Source organism: Streptomyces durocortorensis, from assembly GCF_016901035.1.
Lineage (GTDB): Bacteria > Actinomycetota > Actinomycetes > Streptomycetales > Streptomycetaceae > Streptomyces > Streptomyces durocortorensis.
Genome location: NZ_JAFEUF010000099.1, coordinates 1 through 24,388 on the forward strand (window position 1 = coordinate 1; position 24,388 = coordinate 24,388).

At 73.4% G+C, this 24,388-nt stretch carries 24 protein-coding genes and 1 pseudogene; 14 read left to right on the plus strand and 11 right to left on the minus strand.

Annotated elements, in window-relative coordinates; genetic code table 11:
- Both JS521_RS19390 and JS521_RS19395 read right to left on the minus strand, forming a co-directional pair.
- Positions 1–571 (minus strand): cobalamin B12-binding domain-containing protein (locus JS521_RS19390; RefSeq protein ID WP_205084241.1); only part of this gene is annotated, 571 nt, incomplete at its 3' end.
- Positions 568–2,130 (minus strand): PP2C family protein-serine/threonine phosphatase, encoded by a 1,563-nt coding sequence (locus tag JS521_RS19395; RefSeq protein ID WP_205084242.1) that lies wholly within the window; start codon positions 2,128–2,130, stop codon positions 568–570. The genes JS521_RS19395 and JS521_RS19390, both read right to left, overlap by 4 nt.
- Before the next feature lie 389 nt (positions 2,131–2,519).
- Between JS521_RS19395 and JS521_RS19400 the strand changes: the two genes are divergently transcribed.
- The 6 genes from JS521_RS19400 (at position 2,520) to JS521_RS19425 (ending at position 8,803) form a co-directional block, all read left to right on the plus strand.
- Complete coding sequence (locus tag JS521_RS19400) at positions 2,520–3,044, plus strand: toxin-antitoxin system HicB family antitoxin (protein WP_205084243.1); 525 nt, start codon at positions 2,520–2,522, stop codon at positions 3,042–3,044.
- Between the two features lie 122 nt (positions 3,045–3,166).
- Complete coding sequence (locus JS521_RS19405) at positions 3,167–4,057, plus strand: DUF4097 family beta strand repeat-containing protein (protein WP_205084244.1); 891 nt, start codon at positions 3,167–3,169, stop codon at positions 4,055–4,057.
- A gap of 112 nt (positions 4,058–4,169) precedes the next feature.
- Positions 4,170–5,171, plus strand: a complete 1,002-nt coding sequence (locus JS521_RS19410; RefSeq protein ID WP_205084245.1) for an ATP-binding cassette domain-containing protein — start codon at positions 4,170–4,172, stop codon at positions 5,169–5,171.
- Positions 5,168–5,959 (plus strand): ABC transporter permease, encoded by a 792-nt coding sequence (locus JS521_RS19415; protein WP_205084246.1) that lies wholly within the window; start codon positions 5,168–5,170, stop codon positions 5,957–5,959. Before JS521_RS19410 ends, JS521_RS19415 begins: the two co-directional genes overlap by 4 nt.
- A 225-nt stretch (positions 5,960–6,184) precedes the next feature.
- On the plus strand, positions 6,185–7,099 hold the full coding sequence (locus JS521_RS19420) for an AurF N-oxygenase family protein (RefSeq protein WP_205084247.1): 915 nt from the start codon (positions 6,185–6,187) through the stop codon (positions 7,097–7,099).
- Positions 7,100–7,108: 9 nt separating this feature from the next.
- Positions 7,109–8,803: an FAD-dependent oxidoreductase gene (locus JS521_RS19425; protein WP_205084248.1), complete on the plus strand. Its 1,695-nt coding sequence runs from the start codon at positions 7,109–7,111 to the stop codon at positions 8,801–8,803.
- Between the two features lie 117 nt (positions 8,804–8,920).
- On the opposite strand, the gene JS521_RS19430 is transcribed toward JS521_RS19425, so the two are convergent.
- Entirely contained in the window at positions 8,921–10,408 is a 1,488-nt protein-coding gene (locus JS521_RS19430; protein WP_205084249.1) for an MFS transporter, read from the minus strand.
- 178 nt (positions 10,409–10,586) lie between these two features.
- Between JS521_RS19430 and JS521_RS19435 the strand changes: the two genes are divergently transcribed.
- Both JS521_RS19435 and JS521_RS19440 read left to right on the plus strand, forming a co-directional pair.
- Positions 10,587–11,033 carry a MarR family winged helix-turn-helix transcriptional regulator gene (locus JS521_RS19435; protein WP_205084250.1) on the plus strand — a complete coding sequence of 149 codons (447 nt, stop codon included), beginning with the start codon at positions 10,587–10,589 and terminating at the stop codon, positions 11,031–11,033.
- Between the two features lie 69 nt (positions 11,034–11,102).
- Positions 11,103–11,735, plus strand: a complete 633-nt coding sequence (locus JS521_RS19440; protein WP_205084251.1) for a class E sortase — start codon at positions 11,103–11,105, stop codon at positions 11,733–11,735.
- Between the two features lie 7 nt (positions 11,736–11,742).
- Here the strand turns inward: JS521_RS19440 and JS521_RS19445 are convergent, their stop codons facing one another.
- Complete coding sequence (locus JS521_RS19445) at positions 11,743–13,143, minus strand: NAD(P)/FAD-dependent oxidoreductase (protein ID WP_205084252.1); 1,401 nt, start codon at positions 13,141–13,143, stop codon at positions 11,743–11,745.
- Between the two features lie 132 nt (positions 13,144–13,275).
- Between JS521_RS19445 and JS521_RS19450 the strand changes: the two genes are divergently transcribed.
- Together JS521_RS19450 and JS521_RS19455 are read left to right on the plus strand one after the other, a co-directional pair.
- Positions 13,276–14,190 carry an aminoglycoside phosphotransferase family protein gene (locus JS521_RS19450; RefSeq protein WP_205084253.1) on the plus strand — a complete coding sequence of 305 codons (915 nt, stop codon included), beginning with the start codon at positions 13,276–13,278 and terminating at the stop codon, positions 14,188–14,190.
- Between the two features lie 136 nt (positions 14,191–14,326).
- Positions 14,327–14,821: a GNAT family N-acetyltransferase gene (locus JS521_RS19455; protein WP_205084254.1), complete on the plus strand. Its 495-nt coding sequence runs from the start codon at positions 14,327–14,329 to the stop codon at positions 14,819–14,821.
- Between the two features lies 1 nt (position 14,822).
- Here JS521_RS19455 and JS521_RS19460 read toward each other — a convergent pair whose 3' ends face one another.
- Positions 14,823–15,824, minus strand: a complete 1,002-nt coding sequence (locus tag JS521_RS19460) for a zinc-binding dehydrogenase (RefSeq protein ID WP_205084255.1) — start codon at positions 15,822–15,824, stop codon at positions 14,823–14,825.
- 87 nt (positions 15,825–15,911) lie between these two features.
- Complete coding sequence (locus JS521_RS19465; protein WP_239487522.1) at positions 15,912–17,120, minus strand: NAD(P)-binding protein; 1,209 nt, start codon at positions 17,118–17,120, stop codon at positions 15,912–15,914.
- Positions 17,121–17,223: 103 nt separating this feature from the next.
- On the opposite strand from JS521_RS19465, the gene JS521_RS19470 reads away from it, so the two are divergent.
- Positions 17,224–17,928 carry a pentapeptide repeat-containing protein gene (locus JS521_RS19470; RefSeq protein ID WP_239487523.1) on the plus strand — a complete coding sequence of 235 codons (705 nt, stop codon included), beginning with the start codon at positions 17,224–17,226 and terminating at the stop codon, positions 17,926–17,928.
- 15 nt (positions 17,929–17,943) lie between these two features.
- Here JS521_RS19470 and JS521_RS19475 read toward each other — a convergent pair whose 3' ends face one another.
- From JS521_RS19475 to JS521_RS19495, 5 genes are all read right to left on the minus strand, one after another.
- Positions 17,944–18,441 carry a hypothetical protein gene (locus tag JS521_RS19475; protein ID WP_205084256.1) on the minus strand — a complete coding sequence of 166 codons (498 nt, stop codon included), beginning with the start codon at positions 18,439–18,441 and terminating at the stop codon, positions 17,944–17,946.
- A 172-nt stretch (positions 18,442–18,613) separates the two neighbouring features.
- Positions 18,614–19,672 carry a methyltransferase gene (locus JS521_RS19480; protein WP_205084257.1) on the minus strand — a complete coding sequence of 353 codons (1,059 nt, stop codon included), beginning with the start codon at positions 19,670–19,672 and terminating at the stop codon, positions 18,614–18,616.
- A gap of 96 nt (positions 19,673–19,768) precedes the next feature.
- The gene (locus JS521_RS19485) at positions 19,769–20,596 is read right to left on the minus strand and encodes a helix-turn-helix domain-containing protein (protein ID WP_205084258.1); all 828 of its coding nucleotides are present in this window, start codon (positions 20,594–20,596) and stop codon (positions 19,769–19,771) included.
- 100 nt (positions 20,597–20,696) lie between these two features.
- Entirely contained in the window at positions 20,697–21,341 is a 645-nt protein-coding gene (locus JS521_RS19490) for a response regulator (RefSeq protein ID WP_030808711.1), read from the minus strand.
- Complete coding sequence (locus JS521_RS19495; protein ID WP_307847920.1) at positions 21,338–22,732, minus strand: sensor histidine kinase; 1,395 nt, start codon at positions 22,730–22,732, stop codon at positions 21,338–21,340. Before JS521_RS19495 ends, JS521_RS19490 begins: the two co-directional genes overlap by 4 nt.
- 245 nt (positions 22,733–22,977) lie before the next feature.
- Here JS521_RS19495 and JS521_RS19500 point away from each other — a divergent pair, with 245 nt between their 5' ends.
- The 3 genes and pseudogenes from JS521_RS19500 to JS521_RS19510 form a co-directional block, all read left to right on the plus strand.
- Positions 22,978–23,535, plus strand: a complete 558-nt coding sequence (locus JS521_RS19500) for a GlcG/HbpS family heme-binding protein (protein WP_205084259.1) — start codon at positions 22,978–22,980, stop codon at positions 23,533–23,535.
- Between the two features lie 31 nt (positions 23,536–23,566).
- Positions 23,567–24,163: an ankyrin repeat domain-containing protein gene (locus JS521_RS19505; protein ID WP_205084260.1), complete on the plus strand. Its 597-nt coding sequence runs from the start codon at positions 23,567–23,569 to the stop codon at positions 24,161–24,163.
- A pseudogene (locus tag JS521_RS19510) lies at positions 24,160–24,388 on the plus strand (hypothetical protein); the annotation flags it as partial. The gene JS521_RS19505 and the pseudogene JS521_RS19510, both read left to right, overlap by 4 nt.

Genomic DNA, 24,388 nt, shown 5'->3' on the forward strand with positions numbered 1-24,388 from the left:
GTCCCCGGTCGCCGAAGGCGGCTCCGCCGACCATGACGGGAGTTCCGGTGGCCTGTACGGCGGTGATGGCGGCGTGTGCGGTGGGCAGGTGGGTCGCGATGGAGCTGGAGAGGGCCACGGCCTCCGGGCCGGTGCGGTGGATGTGGGAGATCAGGTGGTGGGTGGGGACTTGGGCGCCGAGGTAGTCCACGTGCCAGCCGCGCAGTCGGAACACCTCGGCGACCAGGCGGGCGGGCAGGGCGTGCCATTCGCCGTCCACGCAGGCCACGGCCAGCCGTCTGGGCTGCCCGGCGGGCCGGGTGCGGGTGCGGTGCGACAGGGCGGCGATGGCGCGGTCGTTGATCGCGGTGGCCGCGTGTTCCTGGGCCACGGTGAAGCGGTTGGCGGCCCATTCCTCGCCGACTCTGCCCTGGACCGGGGCGATCAGGTCGAGCAGGATGCTCTCCGGCTCCCAGCCCTCGTCGAGTGCGCGCAGGACGAGCGCGGTGGCGGCGTACTCGTCGCCCTCCGTCACGGACTGCCACAGCCGTTCGATCCAGGGTGCGGGGGTGAGCGGGGGAGCGAGCGTCATGCGGTGAACCTGCCCCGGGTGTGGCCGTCCACCGCGCTGAGGTGGTGCGTACGGGGTGCCGCGATGGCCATGACGGCCATGTCGTCGTGGGCCCGGTCGCCGGTCCACTGGGAGGCGAGCATCTGGACGTGTTCCACGACGGCCTCCGCAGGCATGCCCGCGCAGTGGGAGAGCGCCTCGGTCAGCCGGGTCTCGCCGAACATCTCGTCGCCGAGCGGGCCGCCCCTGGCCTCGGTGATGCCGTCCGTGTAGAGGAGGCAGAACTCGCCCGGCGCCAGGGCCGTACGGGTCGTGGTCGCGGCGGCGTTCGGGAGGACGCCGACGACCGTGCCCCGGGAGGGGACCGGTTCCACGGTGCCGTCGTTGCGTACGACGAGGGGTGCGGGGTGGCCGGCGCTGGTCACCGCCAGGTGTACGGATCCGGCCTTGCGCAGGGTGGAGACCAGGACGAGGGAGGCGAAGCGGGTGTGGTGCGAGCTGAGCAGCGCGCCGTTCAGCAGGCTGATCATCCGCTGGTGGTCGTCGGCCAGGGGCAGCAGGGCGTGCAGCGTGTTGCGGATCTTCCCGGTCAGCACGGCGGCTTCCAGTCCCTTGCCGCACACGTCGCCCAGCACGGCGAGGGAGGCTTCCGCTTCGTCGGCGGCCGGGTGCACGTCGTAGAAGTCCCCGCCGACGCGCTCGTTGTTCTTCGACGGCCGGTAGCCGCCCGCGAATTCCACCCCGGCCAGTCGGCGCAGGACCGGCGGCATCAGGTCCTGCATCAGGGTGTGGGCCAGGGAGGACTGTTCCGCGTAGAGGCGGGCGGCCGACATGGCGGCGCCGGCCCGGGCGGCGAAGATCCGGGCGAAGACCTCCTCCTCGCTGCTGAAGGCGGCCGAGGCGTCCCGGCGCAGCAGGACGAGGGCCCCGGCGGGGACGCCGTGGCCGGGCAGCGGTGTCACGACGATGGAGCCGATCGGGCCGAATCCCTCGGGCTCCAGCCAGGCGGGGGCGGAGGCGGGGTCGATCCAGCGCGACGGGACCGGGGGGAAGCCCTGGAGCGCCTCGGCGAGCCCGGGCACCTCCTCCGGGTCTTCCAGCCGTATGGCGGAGTGGGGCTGCCCGTCGCGCAGGCAGGTCACCACCGGGTACCTCTTGCCGGTGCGCGGGGTGATGACGAGGGCCGCGTCGGCGAGGTGCTGGGCCGCCAGTTCCGCGGTGACGTCCATGCACCGTTCGAGGTTCAGCGACGAGAGCAGCGCGTTGGACGCCTCGCCGAGGAACGCGCTGCGCTGCCGCTCCGTCCGCAGCGCCTGGCGGGCCAGGCGGTGGTCGGTGTCGTCGACGAGCCACCAGACGACGGTCCCGTCGGTGTGGTCGCTCGGGTGTGCTTCGAAGTCGCGGTCGCCGATGGTGCCGGTCAGAGGTGCGTCGTCCACCGGTCCGGCGGCGCGTCGACGGTGCCCCTGGTCCAGCCACTCGATCCCGGCTTCGGACAGGGGGCGGCCCCGGCGCAGCCGAGGTATCAGGGCCTTCGCGGCGTCGTTGTAGAGGCGGACCGTGCCCAGATCGTCCACCATCAGCGCGGGATACGGAGCCGTATTCCACGCCGAGGCTTCGAGGGGCTCGGCCGTGCGGGCCGTGGGGACCTGCGGAATTGACGTCACATCGGGAGAGCCCGCTGGGCGAACTCCTCACCTCATCCGGTCGGGAATGTTGCCGTTCGGCAACCATCCACCCTCGCGGTCCCTGTTGGCAAACCTTCCTGGTCGGTGCGGGGCAGGTTGCGCCGAGTTGGCGCGCCGGGTGCGCCATCCGGTGCCGGAATGGTGCCATCGCTGACCCGTGTGAAGGTTCCAGTGGTGCCGCCCCCTGCTTTATCGCTGTGTTCTTGCAGGTCAGGCCGGTATGGTCGACCGCGGTGCCGGAGTGGCTCGACGTGGTGCCATTCGTGTGCCATGATGGCGTCATGGACCTCACCCCTTACGTCGACCATCTCCGGCGGGAACTCGCCGTCGCCGCGGATGCCGGCGGTGACGAAGCCCGCGCCCTCGCCGAGCGGCTCAGTGCTCCCCTGGAGTCCGCCGCCCGGCTGACCCTGCTCAACGCGCTCTCCGCGGCCATGAGCGACGTCACCCGGGAGCTGGCGCCGGGTTCGGTCGACGTAAGGCTGCGCGGGCTCGATCCCGAGTTCGTGGTGACACCGCCGCCGGCGCCCGAGCCGGTGCGGGAGGAGCGGGAAGCGGTCGCGGCGCCCGTCGTGGCCGCGCCGCCCGCCGCGGAGGCCGACGACGGCACCATGGTGCGGATCAACCTCCGCCTCCCCGCCCACCTCAAGGCCCGCGCCGAGGGTGCGGCGGCTGCGGAGGGCCTGTCGGTCAACGCCTGGCTCGTACGGGCCGTGTCCGTCGCCCTCGACGGCGGCGGGCGCGCGAGCGTGCCGGGCCGGGGCAAGGACTCGGGCGGCCGCGGCTTCACCGGCTGGGTCCGTTAGCGACCGGGCCTGCCGGCGCCACACGGCGTCACTTCACCGGCGGATCGCCGATCCGGCCGACGTAACCGATCGCTCATCACTGATCGCTCATCAACTCACCGAGCCAAGAGGACGGGACAGCCATGCCTTCTTTCGACACCCCTGAGCCGATCTCCGCCGTCGTCGAGCTGGACGCCGGCACCGCCCGTATCACCGCCGGCAAGCGCACCGACACGGTCGTCGAGGTGCTGCCGGGCAACGGAGCCGACCAGGACGACGTACGTGCCGTGCAGCAGACCCAGGTCTCGTGCTCGGGTGGTCGCCTCACCGTCAAGACCCCGAAGAAGCGGACCCTTTTCGGCAAGCCGGGCTCCGTCGTGGTGAGCATTGAACTGCCCGCCGGGTCCGACGTGCGGGGCACCTCCGCCCTGGGCGGCTTCTTCTGCGAGGGCCCCCTCGGCGAGGTACGGCTGAAGACCTCGCTCGGCGACCTCCACGTGGACGAGGCGGCCCGCGTCGAACTCACCACCGACCACGGCGACATCCGGCTGGCGCGCTCCACCGGGAACGCTGAGGCCGTCGGCTCGGGCCGGGTCGAGATCGGCTCGGTCGCCGGGGCGGCGGTCGTCAAGAACGGCAACGGTACGACCGAGATCGAGGAGGTCGGCGGGGAGCTGAAGGTCAACGCGGCCAACGGCGACGTCTCCGTGGGGGTCGCGCACGGCGATGTCGTCGCCAAGTCCGCCAACGGCCGGATCGAGATCGGCGTCGCCCACGCCGGGGTGGAGGCGACCTCCTCCAACGGCCGCATCCGGGTCGGCGACGTGATCCGTGGGCGGATCGCCCTGCGGACGTCGGTCGGCGACCTCGAAGTGGGCATCCACGAGGGCACCGCCGCCTGGCTCGACCTGAACCCCAAGTTCGGCACCGTACGCAACGCGCTCGGCGCCGCCGCCGGTCCCGAGGACTCCGACGAGACCGTCGAGGTGCATGCCCGGAGCGGGGCCGGCGACATCATCGTCCGCCGCGCCTGACCCCGCGCCGGGGCCTTCGGCCCGGTACGGCTCCGCGCCTGACCCGCCCCGGGGCCTTCGGCCCCTACCGCTCCGCGCCCGCCCGACTCACCGCTTGCGAAAGGGAACCAGCATGACTGTCACCCGGGCCTCCGCGCCGCGTGCCGCCCAGGCCGCGACGCAGGCGATCACCGCCACCGGACTGCGCAAGTCCTACGGCGACAAGGCCGTCCTCGACGGCATCGACCTGTCGGTGCCGCAGGGCACCGTCTTCTCCCTGCTCGGCCCGAACGGCGCGGGCAAGACCACCGCCGTCAAGATCCTCTCCACCCTCATCACCGCAGACGCCGGTCAACTGAGCGTCGGCGGACACGATCTGGCCGCCGATCCGCAGGCCGTGCGTGCGGCGATCGGTGTCACGGGGCAGTTCTCCGCCGTCGACGGACTGATCACCGGCGAGGAGAACATGCTCCTGATGGCCGACCTGCACCATCTGTCCAAGCGTGAGGGGCGGCGGGTGGCCGCCGAGCTTCTGGAGCGCTTCGACCTGGTGGAGGCGGCGAAGAAGCCCGCCGCGGGCTACTCCGGCGGTATGAAGCGCCGCCTCGACATCGCCATGACCCTGGTCGGCGGGCCCCGCATCATCTTCCTCGACGAGCCGACCACCGGCCTGGATCCCCGCTCCCGTCACACCATGTGGGGCATCATCCGCGAGCTGGTCGCCGACGGTGTCACGGTCTTCCTCACCACCCAGTACCTGGAAGAGGCCGACGAACTCGCCGACCGCATCGCCGTCCTCAACGGCGGGAAGATCGCCGCCGAGGGCACCGCCGAAGAGCTCAAGCGGATCGTCCCCGGCGGACACGTCAAGCTCCGCTTCACCGACCCGGACGCCTACCGCGCCGCCGCCTCCGCCCTGCGCGAGGCCGCCCGCGACGACGAGGCGCTGGCGCTGCAGATCCCCAGCGACGGCAGCCAGCGCGAACTGCGCTCCATCCTCGACTGGCTGGACTCGGCCGGCATCGAGGCCGACGAACTCACCGTCCACACCCCCGACCTCGACGACGTCTTCTTCGCCCTCACCGCCTCCACCGTCCCGGCCCAGAACAACCAGCCCAAGGAGAACGCCCGATGAGCTCGCTCGCCCTCGCCGCCCGCGACACCACCACCATGCTGCGCCGCAACCTCCTGCACGCCCGGCGCTACCCCTCCCTCACCCTCAACCTGCTCCTCACGCCTGTCATGCTCCTGCTGCTTTTCGTCTACATCTTCGGCGATGTGATGAGCGCGGGCATCGGCGGCGCGGGGGCCGACCGCTCCGCGTACATCGCCTACATCGTCCCGGGCCTGCTCCTGCTGACCATCGGCTCCACGGTGGTAGGGACCGCGGTGTCCGTCTCCAACGACATGACCGAGGGGATCATCGCCCGCTTCCGCACCATGGCGATCCACCGCAGCTCGGTGCTCGTCGGGCATGTCGTCGGCAGCGTGCTGCAGAGCGTGCTGAGCGTGGTCGTGGTCGGCGCGGTCGGTGTGGCCATCGGCTTCCGGTCCACGGACGCCACGGTCCTGGAGTGGCTGGCCGCGTTCGGGCTGCTCGTGCTCTTCTCCGCCGCCCTCACCTGGGTCGCCGTCGGGATGGGTCTGATCAGCCCGAACGCTGAGGCGGCCAGCAACAACGCCCTGCCGATGGTGCTGCTCCCGATGCTGTCCAGCGCTTTCATCCCGGTGGAGACGATGCCGGGCTGGTTCCGGCCGGTCGCGGAGTACCAGCCCTTCACCCCGGCCATCGAGACCCTGCGCGGCCTGCTGCTGGGCACCGAGATCGGCCACAACGGCTGGCTGGCCCTCGGCTGGAGCGTCGGGCTCGTGGTGCTCGGCTACTTCTGGGCGACCGCCAAGTTCGGTCAGGATCCTCGGTAGTTGGCGCAAAAAGACCTTGGCGGGGTGAGGAGATGTGGTGAGGTCCCGGGCCGATTTCTACCGAGGGGTAGGCGGCCCGGGATCCTTGTTATACCTTGCGTCTAACAAGCGGGTGGGCGCCCGGCCGGTGTCAGGTCCGGCGCGGCCGCCCCGTACGGCAGGGACGTCGTCGTCCGCAGCTCACCACGACCAAGGATCACCGCACTCGACCCAAGGAGCCGCAGCATGGCCGGCAGCACCGTTCCGTCGAAGGTCCAGGAGAGCCCCGAGGGCGACGACGTCGCGCGGCGGCTGCTCGACTCGGCCGCGCAGCTGGCGTACGACCCGGCCACCGAGGTGGACTGGGAGACGCCGCTGGACAAGGAGTTCCACGGCGCTAGCCCGGAGTGGAGCAGCCTCTACGGGACCGCCTACTGGGGTGAGTTGACCGAGGCGCAGCGCAAGGAGCTGACCCGGCAGGAGGCGGCCTCGGTCGCCAGCACGGGGATCTGGTTCGAGATGATCCTCCAGCAGATGGTGCTGCGGGACATCTACATGAAGAACCCGGCCGGTGCGGAGTTCCAGTGGGCGCTGACCGAGATAGCCGAGGAGTGCCGCCACTCGATCATGTTCGCGCGCGGGGCGCAGAAGCTGGGCGCGCCCCACTACCGCCCGCGCCGCGCGGTGATGGAGCTGGGCCGGGCGTTCAAGACGCTGGCGTTCGGTGAGGCGGCGTACGCGGCGATCCTCGTCGCCGAGGAGGTCCTCGACGTGATGCAGCGGGACTGGATGCGCGACGAGCGGGTCGTGCCGTTCGTCCGCACCATCAACAACATCCATGTGGTGGAGGAGTCCCGGCACATGAAGTTCGCCCGGGACGAGACGCTCAAGCGGCTGGAGGGCGCGGGGTGGGCGCGGCGGCAGATCAACGCGTTCGTCGTCGCCGTCGCCTCGTACTTCATCGTGACCAGCATGGTGAATCCGGAGGTCTACCGGAAGGCCGGGCTCGACAAGCGGCGTGCGCTGGCCGCCGCCAAGGCCAACGAGCACCACAAGTCGATGATGCGGTCCAGCTGTTCGGGGCTGATGGACTTCCTGGCCTCCGCCCGTCTCCTCACCAAGCCCGCCCTCGCGTTCTACAAGCGCGCGAACCTGATCTGAGCCGGGGCCATGACCTACGCCATCACCCAGACCTGCTGCAACGACGCCACCTGCGTGGCCGTGTGCCCGGTCAACTGCATCCACCCGACGCCGGAGGAACGCGCCTTCGGCTCCACGGAGATGCTGCACATCGACCCGCGCGCGTGCATCGACTGCGGGGCCTGCGCGGACGCCTGCCCGGTGGACGCGATCTTCCCGGTGGACTCGCTGTCCGCCGGGCAGCGGGAGTACGCGGACATCAACGCCGCCTATTACGAGGGCGGGGAGCCGGCCCCCGAGGCGGAGGGGCCGAACTTCCACGTCTGGGGCGAGCCGGTCTTCGAGCGCAGCCTGCCGTCCGACTTCGGGCCGCTGCGGGTGGCGGTGGTCGGGACCGGGCCCGCCGGGATGTACGCGGCGCAGGACCTGTTGCTGCACACCGCCGCCGAGGTGACCCTGATCGACCGGCTGCCGGTGGCGGGCGGGCTCGTCCGGTACGGGGTGGCCCCCGACCACCCCGCGACGAAGAAGGTCGGCGACACCTTCTCCCGCTTCCACTCCCACCCCCGGGTGCGGATGCAGCTGGGGATCGAGGTGGGCCGGGACGTCACCGCCGAGGAGCTGTCGGCCCACCATGACGCGGTGATCTACGCGGTCGGCGCTTCCACGGACAAGCGGCTCGGGGTGCCGGGGGAGGACAGCCCGGGGTGTGTCTCCGCGACCGCGTTCGTGGCCTGGTACAACGCCCATCCGGAGGCCGTCGCGCAGGGCGTCGACCTGTCCGCCGCCGAGCGGGTGGTCGTGGTGGGCAACGGCAACGTCGCCCTCGACGTCGCCCGGATCCTGGTCGCCGACCCGGAGGCGCTCGCGGGCACCGACATCGCCGCCCACGCGCTGGACGCCCTGCGGGCGAGCCGGGTGGGGGAGGTGGTGGTGCTGGGGCGGCGGGGGCCCGAGGACGCCGCGTACACCCGTTCCGAACTGCTCGCGCTGAAGCATCTGCCGGGCGTGGAGCTGGTGGTGGACGACCACGACCCGCGTACGGCCGCGGCGATCGACGCGGCCGGGGCGGGCGACCGGGCCGGGGTGCTCAAGGGGCTCGCGCGGGTACGGACGGACGCCGCGTCCCCCGCGGGCGGTGAGCGGCGCATCGTGCTGCGCTTCCACTCCGAGGCGGTGGAGGTCCTGGGCGACGGCGGGGCAGTCCGCTCCGTACGCGTGACGGACGGCGGCGGGCAGCGCGACGGGGGTGGGGAGCGCGACGGGGACGGCGCGGCCGACCTGAGCGCCGGGCTGTTGCTGCGGGCCATCGGGTACCGCGGACTCCCGGTCCCCGGGCTGCCGTTCGACGAGGCGTCGGGCACCGTTCCGCACGAGGGCGGCCGGGTGGCGGGGCTGCCCGGCAGCTATGTGGTCGGCTGGATCAAACGGGGCCCCTCCGGCGGGATCGGCGCCAACCGCACCTGCGCGGCCGAGACGGTCGGCACGCTCCTGGCCGACGCGGTCGCCGGGACGCTGCCCGCCGCGACGGGTGACGCCAAGGCGTTCCGGCGCCTCGCCCGGCAGCGCAACCGCCGGGTCGTGGACGCCCGGGGCCTGGCCGCGATCGACCGTGCCGAACGGGACCGGGGGCGGCGCGACGGCCGGCCCCGGGTGAAGCTCGCCACGGTCGAGGAGCTGGTGGCCACGGCGAGGTCGGGGCGGCTGCTTCGGCTGGGCCGCTGACGTACGCCCGTATCACCACCGTACGAAATGCGGCCCCGGGTCCGGGGCCGGCGGTTCACCCCGCCGGACCCCCGGACCCCGGGCCGCAGCCTTCGTCCGTGCCCGTACCCGTACCGCTCAGGCCTTGGTCTGCGAAGCCTTCGGTGCTTCCGAGGCTTCGCGCGTCCCCGCAGGGCCGGTCGCGGCGGCAGGCGGGAGCAGTGCGGTCGCCGGGCGTACGGGGATGAGCGCGGCGACGACCGCCGCCGCGAGGCCGACTCCGCAGCCGATCAGCATCGCGGCCCGGAAGCCGTCCTGCGAGGGCAGCGGGAAGCCGCCGAAGTCCGTGGTCATCCGGGCCAGGACCACACCGATCACGGCCGCCGCGAACGACGTGCCGATCGAGCGCATCAGGGCGTTGAAGCTGTTCGCCGACGCGGTCTCGGACTGCGGCACCGCGCCCATGATGAGCGCGGGCATCGCCCCGTACGCGAAGCCGACGCCCGAGTTGCAGACGAGGGTGACGATCAGCAGGCTCCACGGGGAGTCCGAGCCGATCAGCGGTACGGACAGGCCGTAGCCGGCGGCGATGAGCAGGCTGCCCACGGCCAGGGTGACCTTGGGGCCCTTGGCGGCGGAGAGCTTCGCGCCGACCGGGGACATCGCCATCATCATCAGGCCCGCCGGGGCCATCCACAGGCCCATCGCGAGCATCGACTGCCCCAGGCCGTACCCGGTGGCCCCGGGCAGCTGGAGCAGTTGGGGCACGACGAGGGACTGGGCGTACATCGCGAACCCGACCAGGATCGAGGCGGTGTTCGTCATCAGGACCTGGGGGCGGGCCGTGACGCGCAGGTCGACCAGCGGATCGGTCAGCCGCAGCTCCCACCAGCCCCAGGCGGGCAGCAGCACCAGGACGGCGGCGAACAGGGTGAGCGTGGTGGCGCTGCCCCAGCCCCAGTCGGCGCCCTTGGAGACGGCGAGCAGCAGGCAGATCAGGGCGGCGCCGAGGCCGACGGCCCCGGGCAGGTCGAAGCTCCCGGAGCGGGTGGCCGGGCGGTCGCCGGGGACCAGGGCCAGGATCAGCGCGCCGACCGCGACGGCCAGCACGGCGACCACCCAGAACAGCACCCGCCAGCTGGTGTTCTCCGCGATGGCGGCGGCGAACGGCAGGCCCAGCGCGCCGCCCACGCCCATCGAGGCGCTCATGATCGCGATGGACGGGCCGAGCTTCTCGGCCGGGACCACGTCGCGCAGCAGGCTGATGCCGAGCGGCACCACGCCCATGCCGAGCCCTTGGAGGCCGCGCCCGGCGATCATCGGGACCACCGAGGAGGACAGGGCGCAGACCACCGAGCCGAGGACCAGCGGGACGAGCGAGAGCAGCAGCATGCTCCGCTTGCCGTACATGTCGCCGAGCCGGCCGGCGACGGGCGTGGCCACGGCGGCGGCGAGCAGGGTGGCGGTGATGACCCAGGAGGCGTTCGACGCGGAGGTGTCGAACAGCTTCGGCAGCTCCGCGATCAGCGGCACCACCAGGGTCTGGGTGAGTGCCGCCACGATGCCGGCGAAGGCCAGGATGCCGACCACGCCTCCCGGGCGGGGTGCGGGGGGTGAACTCTCCACGGGTACTGCTCCCTCTCGCCCTTCCGGGCGGGTCGACGCGCCTTCGGTGTCCAGCTATGCAAGATACATGGAATGTGCATCATGCATAGCATGTGCATCATGCACATCTATCGTGATAGGCCTGGTGAACGCAGGAAGAAACGAACGCAGGAAGAGACGAAGGAGAGCGGAAGCGCGCGTGGACAAGCCCATCGACCGGATCGAACGCGAGACGATGCTGCTCGGCCGGTACATGCACCTGCTCACCCCGCGCGTGGAGTGGCGGCTCGACCGCTCCGCCTACATCCTGCTGAGCCGGATCCGGGCGGAGGGCCCGATGTCCATCGGCCAGCTCGGTGACGCCTTCGGCCTGGACGCCTCCACGCTCAACCGGCAGACCGCCGCGATGCTGCGGGCCGGGGTCGTCGAGCGCATCGCGGACCCCGACGGCGGGATCGCCCGCAAGTTCGCCATCACCGAGGAGGGCGCGCGCCGCCTCGACAGCGACCGGTCGCGGAACGTGGCGGGCCTGGCGAAGGTCCTCGCCGACTGGACGCCGGAGGAGGCGGAGCAGCTCGCCGCCTCCCTCAGCAGGCTGAACCTCTCCATCGAACGCCTCGACGGGCGTCCCTGGCCCCGCGACTGATCCCCGGGCGCTCCCGGCGGGGTCCTGGTCTACTGGAGGTGCGGGCCCCGATCCGGGATGGGGATGCTCATGCGCCGCCGTCGACTCCGTACACGTACGTTCCTCCCGGCTGCGGCCTGTGCCGGCGCCGCCGTCCTGCTGACGACCGCCTTCGCCCCGGCCGTCCCGGGCGACCGCACCGATCCCCGGACCACGACCGCCGTCCTCGCCCTTCCCGCCATCGGCGTCGAGGACCTGGACGTCGTGCCGTACGAGGGGACGACCGACGACCGCCCCGGCAGCCGGATCCAGGACCGGGGCGTCGCGGCCAGCCCGTACGGGGAGGACGGCGGGGTCGGGCCGGGCGATGTCGGCAACTACCTCGTCACCGCGCACCGGTTGAGCGCCGGAGGGGTGCTGCGTGACCTGCCGGAGCTGGAGCAGGGCGATTCCGTGTACGTGACGGAGGACGGCACCCGCTACACCTACGAGATCACCGCGACCCGGCAGACCTCCTTCCGCAGCGAGCGTTCGCTCGCCGAGCAGCGGGCCGAGGTGCCGGGCCGGCCCGGTGCGGAGCCGACCCGGGCGATGATCACGGTCTCCACCTGCGCGACGCCCGAGGACGACGCGGCCGGGAACTTCTGGCGGGACCGGTTCGGCAACCCCGAGCACCGCATCGACAAGGTGGGGGTGCTGGTCGCGGAGCGCCCCGCGTCCTAGCCCGGCCTCATCGGCGGCCCGCGATGCGGTCCGCCGCCTTCGCGATGGGGTCCGTTCCGGGGCGCGGCGAGGTGGTCTCGCGGCGGTCGGCGGCGCGGTAGGCCGCGTACATGCCGTGCACGCCGAGCCAGCGGAAGGGCTCCGGCTCCCAGCGGCGGACCTTGTGGTTCACCCACGGCAGGGTGGTCAGGTCGGTGGGGCCCGCCTGGCCGGAGTCCTGCTGGATCAGGTCGCGCAGGGTGCGGGCGGCGAGGTTGGCGGTGGCGACGCCCGAGCCGACGTAACCGCCCGCGTATCCCAGGCCCGTGGAGCGGTCGAGCGTGACGGTGGCGCACCAGTCGCGCGGCACACCGAGGACGCCCGACCAGGCGTGGTCGACGTGGGCGCCCGCGGTGACGGGGAAGAGCCGGACCATCAGGTCGCGCAGGGCCGTGACGGTGGCGGGCTGCGTGCGGCCGTCGTTGTCGGTGGCCGAGCCGAAGCGGTACGGGTGGCCGCGGCCGCCGAGGGCGATGCGGTCGTCGGCGGTGCGCTGGGCGTAGAAGTAGGCGTGGGCCATGTCGCCTAGGGTCTCGCGGCCCTCCCAGCCGATCGCGTCCCAGATCCGGGCGGGCAGCGGCTCGGTGACGATCATGGAGGAGTTCATCGGGAGCCAGGTGCGCTTCTGGCCCTTGAGGCTCGCGGTGAAGCCCTCGGTGCAGCGCAGGACGTACGGGGCGCGGACCGTGCCGTACGGGGTGACGGCGTGCTTGGGCTTGATCTCGGTGACCGGGGTCGACTCGTGGATGGTGACGCCGAGCGCCTCCACCGCGTCCGCGAGGCCCTTGACCAGCTTCGCCGGGTGCAGCCGGGCGCCGTGCGGGGTCCAGGTGGAGCCGACGCCCCCGGTGACGTGGATGCGCTCGGCGGTCTCACGGGCTCCGCGCAGGATGCGGTCGGTCTCCCCGAAGGCGATCTCGACGCTGTGGAAGTCCTTGAGGCGGGCGAGCTGGGCCGGGGTGTGGGCCACCTCCAGGACGCCGCCCTGGTGGATGTCGGCGTCGATCTTCTCCTCGGCGGCGGCCCTGACGACCTCGCCCACGGTCTCGTTCATCGCTTTCTGGAGCCGTACGGCGGCCTCGTGGCCGTGCAGTTTGGCGTACCGGTCGCGGCCGGCGATGCCGTTGTACAGCCAGCCGCCGTTACGGCCGGAGGCCCCGTAACCGCAGAACTTGGCCTCCAGGACGGTGATGTTGAGGAAGGGGACGGCCTTCTTGAGGTAGTACGCCGTCCAGAGGCCGGTGTAGCCGCCGCCGACGATGCAGACGTCGACGTTCGTGTCGCCGGGGAGCGGTTCGCGCGGGGCGGGGGTGCCCTCCTGCGCGTACCAGAACGATATGCCGCCGACGACGGTACTGACGGTGCTCATGATGCCCCTGGTGTCCCTGCCCGGTCCGGTGAGATGCCGAGCGTACGTGTGGCGGGACGTTACTGCGCGCGGAGCCGTTTCGTCTTCTGCGTCCGCCTCCCTCGCGGCCCCCTCCTTCCTAGGATCGGGTGCGTGATCGACATTCCCGAGGAACTCGCCGCGACCCAGTCCCGCTTCAACGGAGCCGCCGGGCGGGTCTTCGTCGCCGGACTGCCGGACCTCGCCGCGCGGCTGCTGGAGCGGTGGGGGCTGCGGCCGGACGGCCCGTCGATGTACGGGATGTGCGCGCTGGTCCTGCCGGTGGTGCGGGAGGCGGACGGGCGGCCCGCCGCGTTGAAGCTCCAGGCGGTGGACGAGGAGACGGCGGACGAACCGGTCGCGCTGCGGGCCTGGTCGGCGGCGGGCGCGGGGGCGGTGGAGCTGCTCGACCACGACCCGGAGAGCGGTGCGCTGCTGCTGGAACGGCTCGACGAGCGGCGGCCGTTGTCCGGTGAGGCCGATGTGCGGGAGGCGGTGAAGGTCCTGGGCGCGGTGCTGGCCCGGCTGGTGGCGGTGCCCGCGCCGGACGGGCTGCGCACGCTGGGCGGGGTGGCGGAGCGGATGCTCGCGGCGGTGCCGGAGCGGGTGGGCCTGCTGCCCGACGCGGCGGACCGGAGGCTGCTCGCGGACTGCGCGGCGGCGGTACGGGAGGTCGCGGGGGAGCCGGGGGACCGGCTGCTGCACTGGGACCTGCACTACGACAACATCCTGGCCGGGCGCGCGGACGCGGGGCGGGCGGGGGAGTGGGTGGCGCTCGACACGAAGCCGCTGGCGGGGGATCCGGGCTTCGAGCTGTTCCCGGCGCTGGACAACCTCTTCGACGCGGAGGAGGTGGTGTGGCGGTTCGACGCGCTGACGGAGGCGCTGGGCCTGGAGCGGGACCGGGAGCGGGCGCGGGCCTGGACGCTGGGCCGGGTGCTCCAGAACGGGCTGTGGGCGGCCGGGAGCGGGGAGGGGCGTGTCTCCCCGGACCATGCTGAGATCGCGCGGCGGTTGCTGGGGCGGTGAGGGGGCTGTGGTGGGCGGCTGGGCGGCCCGGGCGGCTGAAGCCTTGTGGAGGCCGGGGCCCGGGGCGGACAACAGGTCGGCCGGGGCCTGCGGAAACGCGATGCCGGGCCGCCCGCGCGCTGTCTAGGCTGCGCTCATGATTCGTACCGCCACCCCTGACGACATCCCCGTCCTGCACTCCCTCGTGCGGGAACTCGCCGCGTACGAGAAGGCCCTCGACGAGGTCGTCGCCTCCGAGGAGCAGCTGAGGGAAGCGCTGTTCGGTGACCGGCCCGCCGCGTACGCGCACGTCGCGACGGCCGATGACGACGGCGGCGGCGAGGTGATCGGCTTCGCCCTGTGGTTCCTCAACTTCTCCACCTGGCGCGGAGTGCACGGCATCTACCTGGAGGACCTGTACGTCCGCCCGGACCGGCGCGGCGGCGGCCACGGCAGGGCGCTGCTGACGGAGCTGGCGCGGATCTGCGTGGAGCGCGGCTACGGGCGGCTGGAGTGGTCGGTGCTGAACTGGAACGCCCCGTCCATCGCGTTCTACGAGTCACTGGGTGCGCGCCCGCAGGACCAGTGGACGGTGTACCGGCTGACGGACGGGGCGTTGGCGCGCCTCGGGGCCGGCGGCGCGGAGGCCTGACTCACGGCTCCAGGATCACCTTGCCCATCGTGCCCCGGGTCTCCAGCGCGCGGTGCGCGGCGGCGGCTTCGGCGAGCGGGAAGCGCTGAACGGCGGGTCGCAGCCGGCCGGCGGCCGCCTCGGCGAGGGCGCGGGTCTCCAGGGCGCGCAGGCCGCCGCCCCGCTCGATCATCTCCGGCCCGAGGGCGGACCCGGACGTGATGGAGCGTTCGGCCAGCTCCTCGGCGGTGAAGGTGAGCGGGCCCCCGGCGCCGAGGCCCTCGCCGGACCAGCCGTAGACGACGTGCTGCCCGCCGGGGCCGAGGAGGTCGACGGCGGCGCGGGCGGTGGTCCCGCCGACGGAGTCGTAGAGGACGGTGGCCCGCAGGCCCTTCGCGTCGAGATACGCGCGGGCCTCCCGCGGCCAGTCGGGGCGGGTGTAGTCGAGGGCGAGGTCGGCCCCGTTGTCCGTCGCCCGCGCCACCTTCGCGGGCCCTCCGGCCAGCGCGATCACTGTGGCCCCGGCGCTCTTCGCGTACTGGACGAGGAGGGTGCCGATCCCGCCCGCCGCCGCGGTGACGACGACCACGGAGGCCGGGCCCAGCGGGGTGAACCCGAGGACACCGAGGGCGGTGCGGCCGGTGCCGATCATCGCGACGGCCCCGGTGGCGTCGAGCCCTTCGGGGATTTCGTGGAGCCGGTCGGCCTCGGTGACGGTGAGTTCGGCGTACCCGCCCGGCGCCATGCCGATGTGGGCGACGACCCGCTTGCCGAGCCACTCGCCGTCGACGCCCTCGCCCACCGACTCGACGGTCCCGGCGACCTCGCGGCCCGGAACGGTCGGGAGGCCGACGGGCGCCGGGTAGGGGCCGCTCTCCCCTTCCCGTAGGACCGTGTCCAGAAGATGCACGCCGGCCGCCGCGACGGCGATACGGACCTGGCCGGGGCCGGGGGCGGGGTCCTCGGCCTTCTCGTACACGAGGTTCTCGGCAGGGCCGAAGGCGTGCAGGCGTACGGCGTACATGGCGGGCTCCCAGGATTGGCTGGTCCGGCGTTCCCCACCGCTGCGGCGGGACTGCGCCCCACCCTCGTACGTCAAGTCCGGTTGAGGTCAACCCCGGTCCCGGGCCTCTGTCCGGGAGCGCTGCCCGGCGGCCCTCAGGGCGAGCATCGCGGCTTCGAGGCCGCTGGTGAAGGAGACCTCGCTCAGGAGCCCGGGGGCGGCCACCTGGTCGCCCGCCAGGAAGATCCCGTCGCCCCGGACGACGGAGGGCCGGTCCCGCCAGGTGGTGCCGGGGCGGTCGACGGCCCCGGTGCGGCCGTCGGCGAGCGCCTCGGAGCGCCAGGCGGTGCGCTCCCGCCAGCCGGGGAAGCCGAGGTCGAGGAGGGCCTCGGCGCGGGCGGCCCCCTCGGCCTTGCGCGCGTCGGGGCCGACCGGGAACTGGCCCTGGAGCAGCTGCTCACCGGCCGGGGCGAGGCCGGGGTCCTGGGCGGTGAACCGTTCGAGCCAGCCGGGCGCGTCCAGGTCCGACACGACGAACGCGTCGCCGCGCCGGGTACGCAGCGCCAGGTCCACGAGGACGGTGCGGCCGCTCTCCCAGGTGAGGGACGCGTCGTCGAGGAGGACGCGCGCGGAGTCGAGGGAGGTGGCGACGACGACCGGTCCGGTACGGGCCAGCTCGCCGAGCGTACGGGTGTCGACGCGGGCGCCCGTCTCGGCCACGACCCCGAGGCCCCGGGCGTGCGCGGCCATCCGCTCGACGAGCGACGCCCAGCCGCCGACCGGGTAGCGGGCCTCGGGCGGGAACGAGGCGAGACGCCGGAACCGCTCCTGGACGAACCGGGCGGAGAGCGCGCCGGGGTCGTGGTGGAAGAGCGCGGTGGCGGCGAAGTTCGCGGCGGCCCGGGCCCCGTCCTCGCCGACCTGGCCGGTGGCCCACTCCCGGAAGGTGCCGTCCACCGGGGCCGTGTGGGGATCCCGGCGGGCGAGCCGCAGCAGGGCCACGGGCGGGGTCCGGCGGGCGGCCCCCGCGCGGCGGAAGCGGAAACGGAGGCCTTCGAGGGGCGGTACGGGGACGACGGGCCCGACGAGACCCCGCCGGGCCAGCCAGGTCCAGTGCGGCCCGCGCCGGTACAGGGCGTGCGGGCCCTCGTTGGCGCGGTACGGCCCGTCCGCGGTCCTGGCCCGGCCGCCGAGGGTCCGGTGGCCCTCGTGCAGGGTGACGCGCGCACCGGATTCGGCGGCGGTGATCGCGGCGGTGAGCCCGGCGAGCCCGCCGCCGACGACGTGGATGTGTCCCGGGTTTCCCATGAGTCCCATGGCTGGATCTCCTTCGCTTCTTTGAAGATGCGACGGATCGGGGGTGGCCGCTTGTGACATCGGCTGCGGGGCGTTGTCAGTGGTGTGCGTCACGATGAGGGGCATGGCAGCGAGCAGCAGGAGCAGGAAAGCGGGCGGCGGGAAGAAGAGCACCACGGGCGTGACGGCGGCGCGGCGGCCGGAGGTGCGGCTGCCCCCGCTCGTTCCGTGGGACGGGGACGGCCTGGAGCCGGACGGGGACTACGACGGGGTGCGGTTCGACGGGACGGACCTGGCGGACGCGTCGGGCCGGGGAGCCCGGTTCATGGACTGCGCCCTGGACGGCTGCGCCCTGGACCGTGCGGAGCTGGCGCGGGCCCGCTTCATCGACGCGGTGCTCACGGGCGTACGGGGCGTGGGCACGGACCTCGCGGAGGCGTCGCTGCGGGACGTGGAGGTGGTGGACGCCCGCCTGGGCGGGGTGCAGCTGCACGGGGCGGTGCTGGAGCGGGTGGTGGTGCGGGGCGGCAAGATCGACTACCTGAATCTGCGGAAGGCCCGGCTGAAGGACGTCGTCTTCGAGGGCTGCGTGCTGTCCGAGCCGGACTTCGGGGACGCGCACCTGGTCCGGGTCGAGTTCCGGGACTGCGTGCTGAAGCGGGCGGACTTCAGCAGCGCCCGGATGGAGTCGGTCGACCTGCGCGCGGTCGCCGAGCTGGACATCGCCCGGGGCGTGGACCGGCTGGCGGGCGCGGTGATCAGCCCGGCGCAGCTGATGGAGCTGGCGCCGGCGTTCGCGGCGCAGATCGGGGTGCGGGTGGAGGCGTGAGGGGTCCGGCCCCGGTCAGAGGCGGGGGAAGCGGGCCTGGAGGTCCCAGACCACGGGGTTGTCGGCGAGGCCGTCGTGCAGGTCGGCCAGGTCGGCGATCAGGTCGTGCAGGAAGTCGCGGGCCTCGCGGCGCAGGAGGGAGTGGCTGAAGGTGAGCGGGGGCTCCTCGCCGGGCATCCAGTCCGCCTCGACGTCGACCCAGCCGAAGCGCCGCTCGAAGATCATGACGTCCGAGGACTCGGTGAAGTCCAGCTCCGCGTACTGCCGCCGGTGCGAGCGGTTGCCGCGCGGGTCCTGGTCGATCTGCTCGACGATGTCGCACAGCGCCCACGCGAAGTCGAGCACCGGCACCCATCCCCAGGCTGTGGACAGCTCGCGGTCCGCCTTGGTGTCGGCGAGGTAGACGTCGCCGGAGAACAGATCGTGCCGCAGCGCCCGGACGTCCGCGCGGCGGTAGTCGGTCTGCGGGGGATCGGGGAAGCGGCGGGAGAGGGAGTAGCCGATGTCGAGCACGGATCGATGGTGTCATGCCTGTTCGGGGTGGGCCGCCACGAACGGGTGAAGCGCTTCGGGATTGCCGGACGCATATGTGCCCGACTTCGAGCGGGCGGTCACCGCGCCGACCGCCGGCGCGGTGCTCGACGGCGGCTGACCGCCCGCTCCACGCCGGGGATCTCGCGTCCTGTCAGGCGGCCACGGCCTCGACGAGGGCGAACGGTGCGGCCCCGGCGAGCGGGGTGACGGAGGTGAGGGTCAGGCCGGCGCGGCGGCACACCTCCTCGAAGTCCGCGCGGGTGCGCTCCCGGCCGCCCACGTTCACCAGCATGTTGAGGTCGCTCAGGTAGGTGATGCCGCCGTCGGTGACGTCGGCCGTGGTGTCGACGACCTCGGGAAGCACGGGCTCCACGATCAGTACGAGGCCTCCGGGCGGCAGCACCTCGCGGCAGTGGCGCAGGATCGTGACCGCCTGGTCGTCCGACCAGTCGTGCAGGACGCTCTTCACCAGATAGAGGTCCGAGCCCCCGGGGACCGTATGGAAGAAGTCTCCGGCGACCAGGGAGCATCGCCCCTCCAGCCCGTCCCGCGCCATCGTGTTCCGGGCCTCGGCCAGGCCCTCCGCCGTGTCGAGGACGACGCCCTTGAGGCCCGGATGCGCGGCCAGTACAGCGGCCAGCAGGGTTCCGTCGCCCCCGCCGACGTCCGTGACCGCGGTGAACCGGCCGAAGTCGAAGGCGTGCGGCAGCGCGGCGGCGGTCTCGGACGATGCCTGGCTCATCGCCGCGTTGAACGCCGAGGACAGCTCGGGGTCCTGGGCGAGATGGCTGAAGAAGTCGGTGCCGAAGACCGAGTCGAACGCGATCTCGCCGGTGCGGACGCTGTCGTCCAGGTGCTCCCAGGCGCGGACGATCGCGGGCTCGGTGAACATGCCGACGAACGAGGCGAGCGAGTCGGGGCGTTCGGGGTGGAGGAGCGCGCCGGCGGGGGTCGCCGAGAAGGAGTCGGGGGAGACCTCCCGCAGCAGGCCGAGCCCGGTCAGCGCGCGGAGCAGCCGCGTCATGGGCTGGGCCTCGGCTCCGGCTTCGGCGGCCACCTCGGCGGCGTGACGAGGCGTGTCGCCCACCAGCTCCAGCACGCCCAACCGGATGGCCGCACGCAGGGTTTGGGCCGCCATGCTCCCGAACGCGAGCCGGGCGATCAGATCGCGGTCGGTCGGGTCCGTCAGTGTGGCCTCGGGGTTCGTCATGGGTGATACCTCTCTCTTGTTCTGCTCGTTCGGGCGCGTTTGTGCACCGGCGCGGGCACGTGTGTGCGGGGCCGGGCGTGGTGATGGGTGTACGGGTCAGCCGGCGGACGTGGCTCTGCCGGCCAGCTCGCCCGGGGTGCATCCGGCCAGGGCCAGCACATCGCGATGGAGGTGGGACTGGTCGGCGTATCCGCCGGCCAGGGCGACATCACCGGCGTTCCCGCCCGCGCAGAGCGCCCGGGCCGCGTGGTCGAAGCGGACCAGCATGGCGGCCCGCTTCGGGGTGACGCCGATCTGGTCGGTGAACCTGGACCACAGCCGCTTACGGCTCCAGCCGAAGGACGCGGCGAGGTCGGCGACCCGCACCCGGCCCCGGCGGGCCACGATGGTGTCCCAGGCGGCGGCGACCTCGGGCCACATGGGCGGTGCCTCCGCAGCCCGCCCCGCGAGGAACGCGTCCGTCAGGGCGAGGCGTTCCTGCCACGTCGTCGCGTCCGTCACCTGCTCGCCGAGGCGTCGTGCGTGCCGCCCCCACAGGTCTTCGAGCCCGTTGACTGAGCCTTCCAGCTCGCGCGGGGCGACCCCCAGCAGCGCGTGGGCGGCCCGGGGCGACAGGTTCACCTCGACACACTCGACGCCCTCGCCCCGGATACGGGCGGGGCCGGGCGACAGCGAGGCGACGAAGCTCCTCAGGGGCCGGGGCCCGTCGGCGCTCTCCACCGTCATCCGGGCCTCCCCGACAGCGAGGACGACGACCACGGCGGGCTGGGGGAGCACCTGCATGTCCAGTCCGGCCCCCGCGCCGTCACGGAATCCGGCCATCCGGACGCCGTCCAGCGATGTGCCGCCGAGGAGGCCGGTGACCTCCCAGCCGTTCTCGGCATCGCGATCCAAGGGGGCGGCGCCCACGTGATGTCTGCGCATGCCCCTACGGTCGCCGAATTCGAGGCTCCTGTCTTGGACGAATGTTCCGGGACATCACCCGTGCCCGTACCGCCCCCGTGCCCGTACCCGGGCCCGTGCTCTACGGCAGCAGCCGCTGCTCCTTCGCCACCGACACCGCGCCCGCGCGGGTGTCGACGCCGAGCTTGTCGTAGATCCGGCCCAGGTGGGTCTTGACCGTGGCCTCGCTGATGAACAGCGCCCGGGCGATGTCCCGGTTGCCGAGGCCCTGGGAGAGCTGGGCCAGGATGTCGCGTTCGCGGTCGGTGAGGCTGGGGCGGGGGCTGCGCATCCGGGCCATCACCCGGCTGGCGACGGGGGCGGAGAGCGTGGTGCGGCCCTGGGCGGCGGACCGGATCGCGGCGAACAGCTCCTCCGGGCGCTCCGCCTTCAGCAGATAGCCGGTCGCCCCCGCCTCGATGGCGCGGGTGATGTCGGCGTCGGTGTCGTACGTGGTCAGCACCAGGACGTGGACCGTGCCGTCGGCCGCGATGCGGCGGGTCGCCTCGACGCCGTCGATGCCCTCGCCGAGCTGGAGGTCCATGAGGACGACGTCCGGCGTGAGGCGGGCGGCCAGCACCACGGCCTCCTCGCCGCTGCCCGCCTCGCCGACGACCTCGATGTCCGGTTCGCTGCCGAGGAGCGCGAGCAGCCCGGCCCGGACGACCACGTGGTCGTCGCAGAGCAGGATGCGGACGCGGGCGGGGGACGGGGATGCCTCGGTCATGTGGGGTCCTCCGTGGTGGTGAGCGGAACCTCGGCGGAGAGCACGGTGCCCTCGCCCGGCGCCGACTCGATGGTGAGCGTTCCGCCGAGCTGCCGCACCCGGGCCCGCATCGCCGGAAGCCCGTGCCCGCGTACGGTGCCGGCGCGACGTACACCCTCGGGCTCCGCGGTGAAACCCCGGCCGTTGTCGCCGATGTCCAGGACCACCCGGTCGTCGAGGTGGGTCAGGGTCAGCCCGGCGGCGGTCGCCCCGGAGTGCTCCCGCACGTTGGCCAGGGCCCCCTGGGCGATGCGCAGGAGTGCGGACTGCACCCGGTCCGGCAGCGGGGCGTGCGGGGTGCCCTCCACATGGCAGTGGACGGTGAGCGCGCCCTCCGCCTGGGCGCTCTCGCGGGCCGCCAGCGCGTGCAGGGCCGCCTCCAGGCCGCCGCCCTCCGCCAGGTCGGCGGGGGCCAGGTCGTGGACGAAGCGGCGGGCCTCGGCGAGGTTGCGTTCCGCGATGCCGGTGGCCGTACGGACATGGCGGCGGGCCGCGTCAGGGTCGGCGCTCCAGGTGCGGTCGGCGGCCTGGAGCAGCATCTGCTGGCTGGACAGGCCCTGCGCCAGGGTGTCGTGGATCTCCATGGAGAGCCGCTGGCGCTCGGCGAGGGTGCCCTCGCGCCGTTCGGTGGCGGCCAGTTCGCGGCGGGTCCGCAGCAGGTCGTCGATCAGCTCGCGCTGTCGGGCCGCCAGTTCCCGCTGGCGTACCGCCTGGCGCTGCATATGGACGAAGACCGCCGTCGCCACGGCGGCGCCGGCGGGCGGGGCGAGGACCAGGTTCGGGTCGAACCCGTCGGCCAGGCGCAGTTGCGCGGCCACGACGAACACGGTGAGCAGGGCGACCAGCGCGAGTGCCGCGCGCGGCGGCAGGATCCGCAGCCCCGTGTAGAACAACGGCACCGCGCACCACGCGAAGCTCGGCGCCAGGACGACCAGCACCATCCAGACGACGACGAGCACCCCGAGCCAGGTGAGCCGGCGCGGGGTGGGGCGCGAGCCGAGGACGGGGCCGAGGAGGTACAGCACCGCCAGGGTGATCGACAGGGCGATGATCCACGGGGTGCGGTCCTCGCCGGGGTGCCGCATCAGGAACCGGGTCAGCGAGGCGCCGAGAAGCAGGAAGAACGCGGCGTGCATGAGGAGCGCGAGCCAGCGGGCGTCGGGGTCGGATCCGGCGGTCCCGGGGCTCTCGGCCCCCTCCGGATCCGGGACGACGCCGGGGCTCCCGGCCTCGGAACCGGCGACCCCGGTGCCGTCGGCCGCGGCCCCGGAGATCCCGGAGCCCTCGGCCGCGGCCTCCGCGTCCGGGACGACACCGGGGCCGTGGTCCGGCGAACCGCTGCGGTGCTCCACCCCGTACCTCATTCCGTCGCTGACCTGCGTAAACCCCTCCATGGTGACCCGATCCGGCCACCCCCGCATCAACCGATCGGCTGACGGGGGCGTCGACCGTCCCGCGCGCCGCTTCCAGCCGGTACGTCGACCGTACGGGGCGGGTTCCGCCGGGAGGATCGATACCAGAGCGAAACGGCCCGGACCACTCCGGTCCGCCTCGCACCCCACGCCACCGGGCCGACCCGGATCACCAAGGAGCCACCATGAAGAAGCTGTCGCTGCGCACCCGTGTCGTCACCGGCGCCGTCGTCGTCGCCGCCCTCGGGGCCGGCACGTTCGGCGCGATGTCCGCGAGCGCCTTCTCCCCGGCGGCCGCCCCCGCCGCCGCGGTCAAGGCGGACACCAGCAACCGCAACCTCCAGCAGACGACGCACCTCACCGTCGCCGCCGCCACCAAGGCCGCGCAGGCCACGCTGGACGCGGCGAAGAAGGAGAACCAGCGGGTCTCCGTCGCGGTCGTCGACCGCAACGGCAACACCATCGTCTCCCTGCGCGGCGACGGCGCGGGCCCGCAGTCGCCCGAGTCCGCGGTGAAGAAGGCGTACACCGCCGTCTCCTGGAACGCCCCGACCTCCGAGCTGGTCAAGCGCCTGGAGCAGACCCCGAACCTGAAGGACATCCCTGGCACCCTGTTCCTCGGCGGCGGCGCTCCGGTGCAGGTCAAGGGCGCCCCGGTGGCGGGCATCGGCGTGGCCGGCGCACCCAGCGGCGACCTCGACGAGAAGTTCGCCCAGGCGGGCGTCGCCTCGCTCGCTCGGTAGCCACCCCGCACGACCGACGAACGGAGTACCCATGAACGCCCTCGATCACGACCTGCTCACCGCCGCACGCACCGGCGACACCGACCGTGTGCGCACCGCGATCGAGGGCGGCGCCCGGGTCGACGTCCGCGACGAGGAATTGCGTACGCCGCTGCTCCTCGCCGTCCTCGGCGACCACGTCGAGGCGGGCCGGCTGCTCGTGGCAGCCGGGGCCGACCCGAACGCCCAGGACCGGCGCGAGGACTCCCCGTGGCTGGCCACCGGAGTCACCGGCAGCGTCCCGATGCTGCACGTGCTGCTGCCGGCCGGGCCGGACCTGACCCTGCGCAACCGGTTCGGCGGCGTCTCCCTCATCCCGGCGAGCGAGCGCGGCCATGTCGCGTACGTACGGGAGGTGCTGCGGGTCACCGACATCGACGTCGACCACGTCAACCGGCTCGGCTGGACCGCCCTGCTGGAGGCGGTGATCCTCGGCGAGGGCGGGCTCGCGCACCGGCAGGTCGTGGAGCTGCTGCTCGCGGCCGGGGCGAGCCCGGACCTGCCCGACGGCGACGGGGTGACCCCGCTCGCCCACGCCGAACGACGCGGCTTCGCCGAGCTGGCCGCCCAGCTGCGAGCCGCCGCATGACCGGCACCGGCGGCCCGCGCGCCGCTTTCCGTAAGGCGTCCGCCCCGCGCGCCGCCTCCACCGTTCCCGGCCCCCGCGTCGCCTTCCGTGAGGCGTCCGGCCCGCGCGCCCGCCGCCTCACCCTCGACCTCGTCGCCGCCGCCGTCCTCGCCGGATGCGCCACGGGCACCACGGAAGCGGACCCGGGCACCCCGGACGCCCCGCCCGCCTCGACCGGTACCGTGG

Bases quoted from the DNA above. Each gene is read 5' to 3' on its own strand.
- JS521_RS19395 (WP_205084242.1), bottom strand. From the start codon at position 2,130: ATGGTGGACGATCTGGGCACGGTCCGCCTCTACAACGACGCCGCGAAG.
- JS521_RS19400 (WP_205084243.1), top strand. From the start codon at position 2,520: ATGGACCTCACCCCTTACGTCGACCATCTCCGGCGGGAACTCGCCGTC.
- JS521_RS19405 (WP_205084244.1), top strand. From the start codon at position 3,167: ATGCCTTCTTTCGACACCCCTGAGCCGATCTCCGCCGTCGTCGAGCTG.
- JS521_RS19410 (WP_205084245.1), top strand. From the start codon at position 4,170: ATGACTGTCACCCGGGCCTCCGCGCCGCGTGCCGCCCAGGCCGCGACG.
- JS521_RS19415 (WP_205084246.1), top strand. From the start codon at position 5,168: ATGAGCTCGCTCGCCCTCGCCGCCCGCGACACCACCACCATGCTGCGC.
- JS521_RS19420 (WP_205084247.1), top strand. From the start codon at position 6,185: ATGGCCGGCAGCACCGTTCCGTCGAAGGTCCAGGAGAGCCCCGAGGGC.
- JS521_RS19425 (WP_205084248.1), top strand. From the start codon at position 7,109: ATGACCTACGCCATCACCCAGACCTGCTGCAACGACGCCACCTGCGTG.
- JS521_RS19440 (WP_205084251.1), top strand. From the start codon at position 11,103: ATGCGCCGCCGTCGACTCCGTACACGTACGTTCCTCCCGGCTGCGGCC.
- JS521_RS19445 (WP_205084252.1), bottom strand. From the start codon at position 13,143: ATGAGCACCGTCAGTACCGTCGTCGGCGGCATATCGTTCTGGTACGCG.
- JS521_RS19455 (WP_205084254.1), top strand. From the start codon at position 14,327: ATGATTCGTACCGCCACCCCTGACGACATCCCCGTCCTGCACTCCCTC.
- JS521_RS19460 (WP_205084255.1), bottom strand. From the start codon at position 15,824: ATGTACGCCGTACGCCTGCACGCCTTCGGCCCTGCCGAGAACCTCGTG.
- JS521_RS19465 (WP_239487522.1), bottom strand. From the start codon at position 17,120: ATGGGACTCATGGGAAACCCGGGACACATCCACGTCGTCGGCGGCGGG.
- JS521_RS19470 (WP_239487523.1), top strand. From the start codon at position 17,224: ATGGCAGCGAGCAGCAGGAGCAGGAAAGCGGGCGGCGGGAAGAAGAGC.
- JS521_RS19480 (WP_205084257.1), bottom strand. From the start codon at position 19,672: ATGACGAACCCCGAGGCCACACTGACGGACCCGACCGACCGCGATCTG.
- JS521_RS19485 (WP_205084258.1), bottom strand. From the start codon at position 20,596: ATGCGCAGACATCACGTGGGCGCCGCCCCCTTGGATCGCGATGCCGAG.
- JS521_RS19490 (WP_030808711.1), bottom strand. From the start codon at position 21,341: ATGACCGAGGCATCCCCGTCCCCCGCCCGCGTCCGCATCCTGCTCTGC.
- JS521_RS19500 (WP_205084259.1), top strand. From the start codon at position 22,978: ATGAAGAAGCTGTCGCTGCGCACCCGTGTCGTCACCGGCGCCGTCGTC.
- JS521_RS19505 (WP_205084260.1), top strand. From the start codon at position 23,567: ATGAACGCCCTCGATCACGACCTGCTCACCGCCGCACGCACCGGCGAC.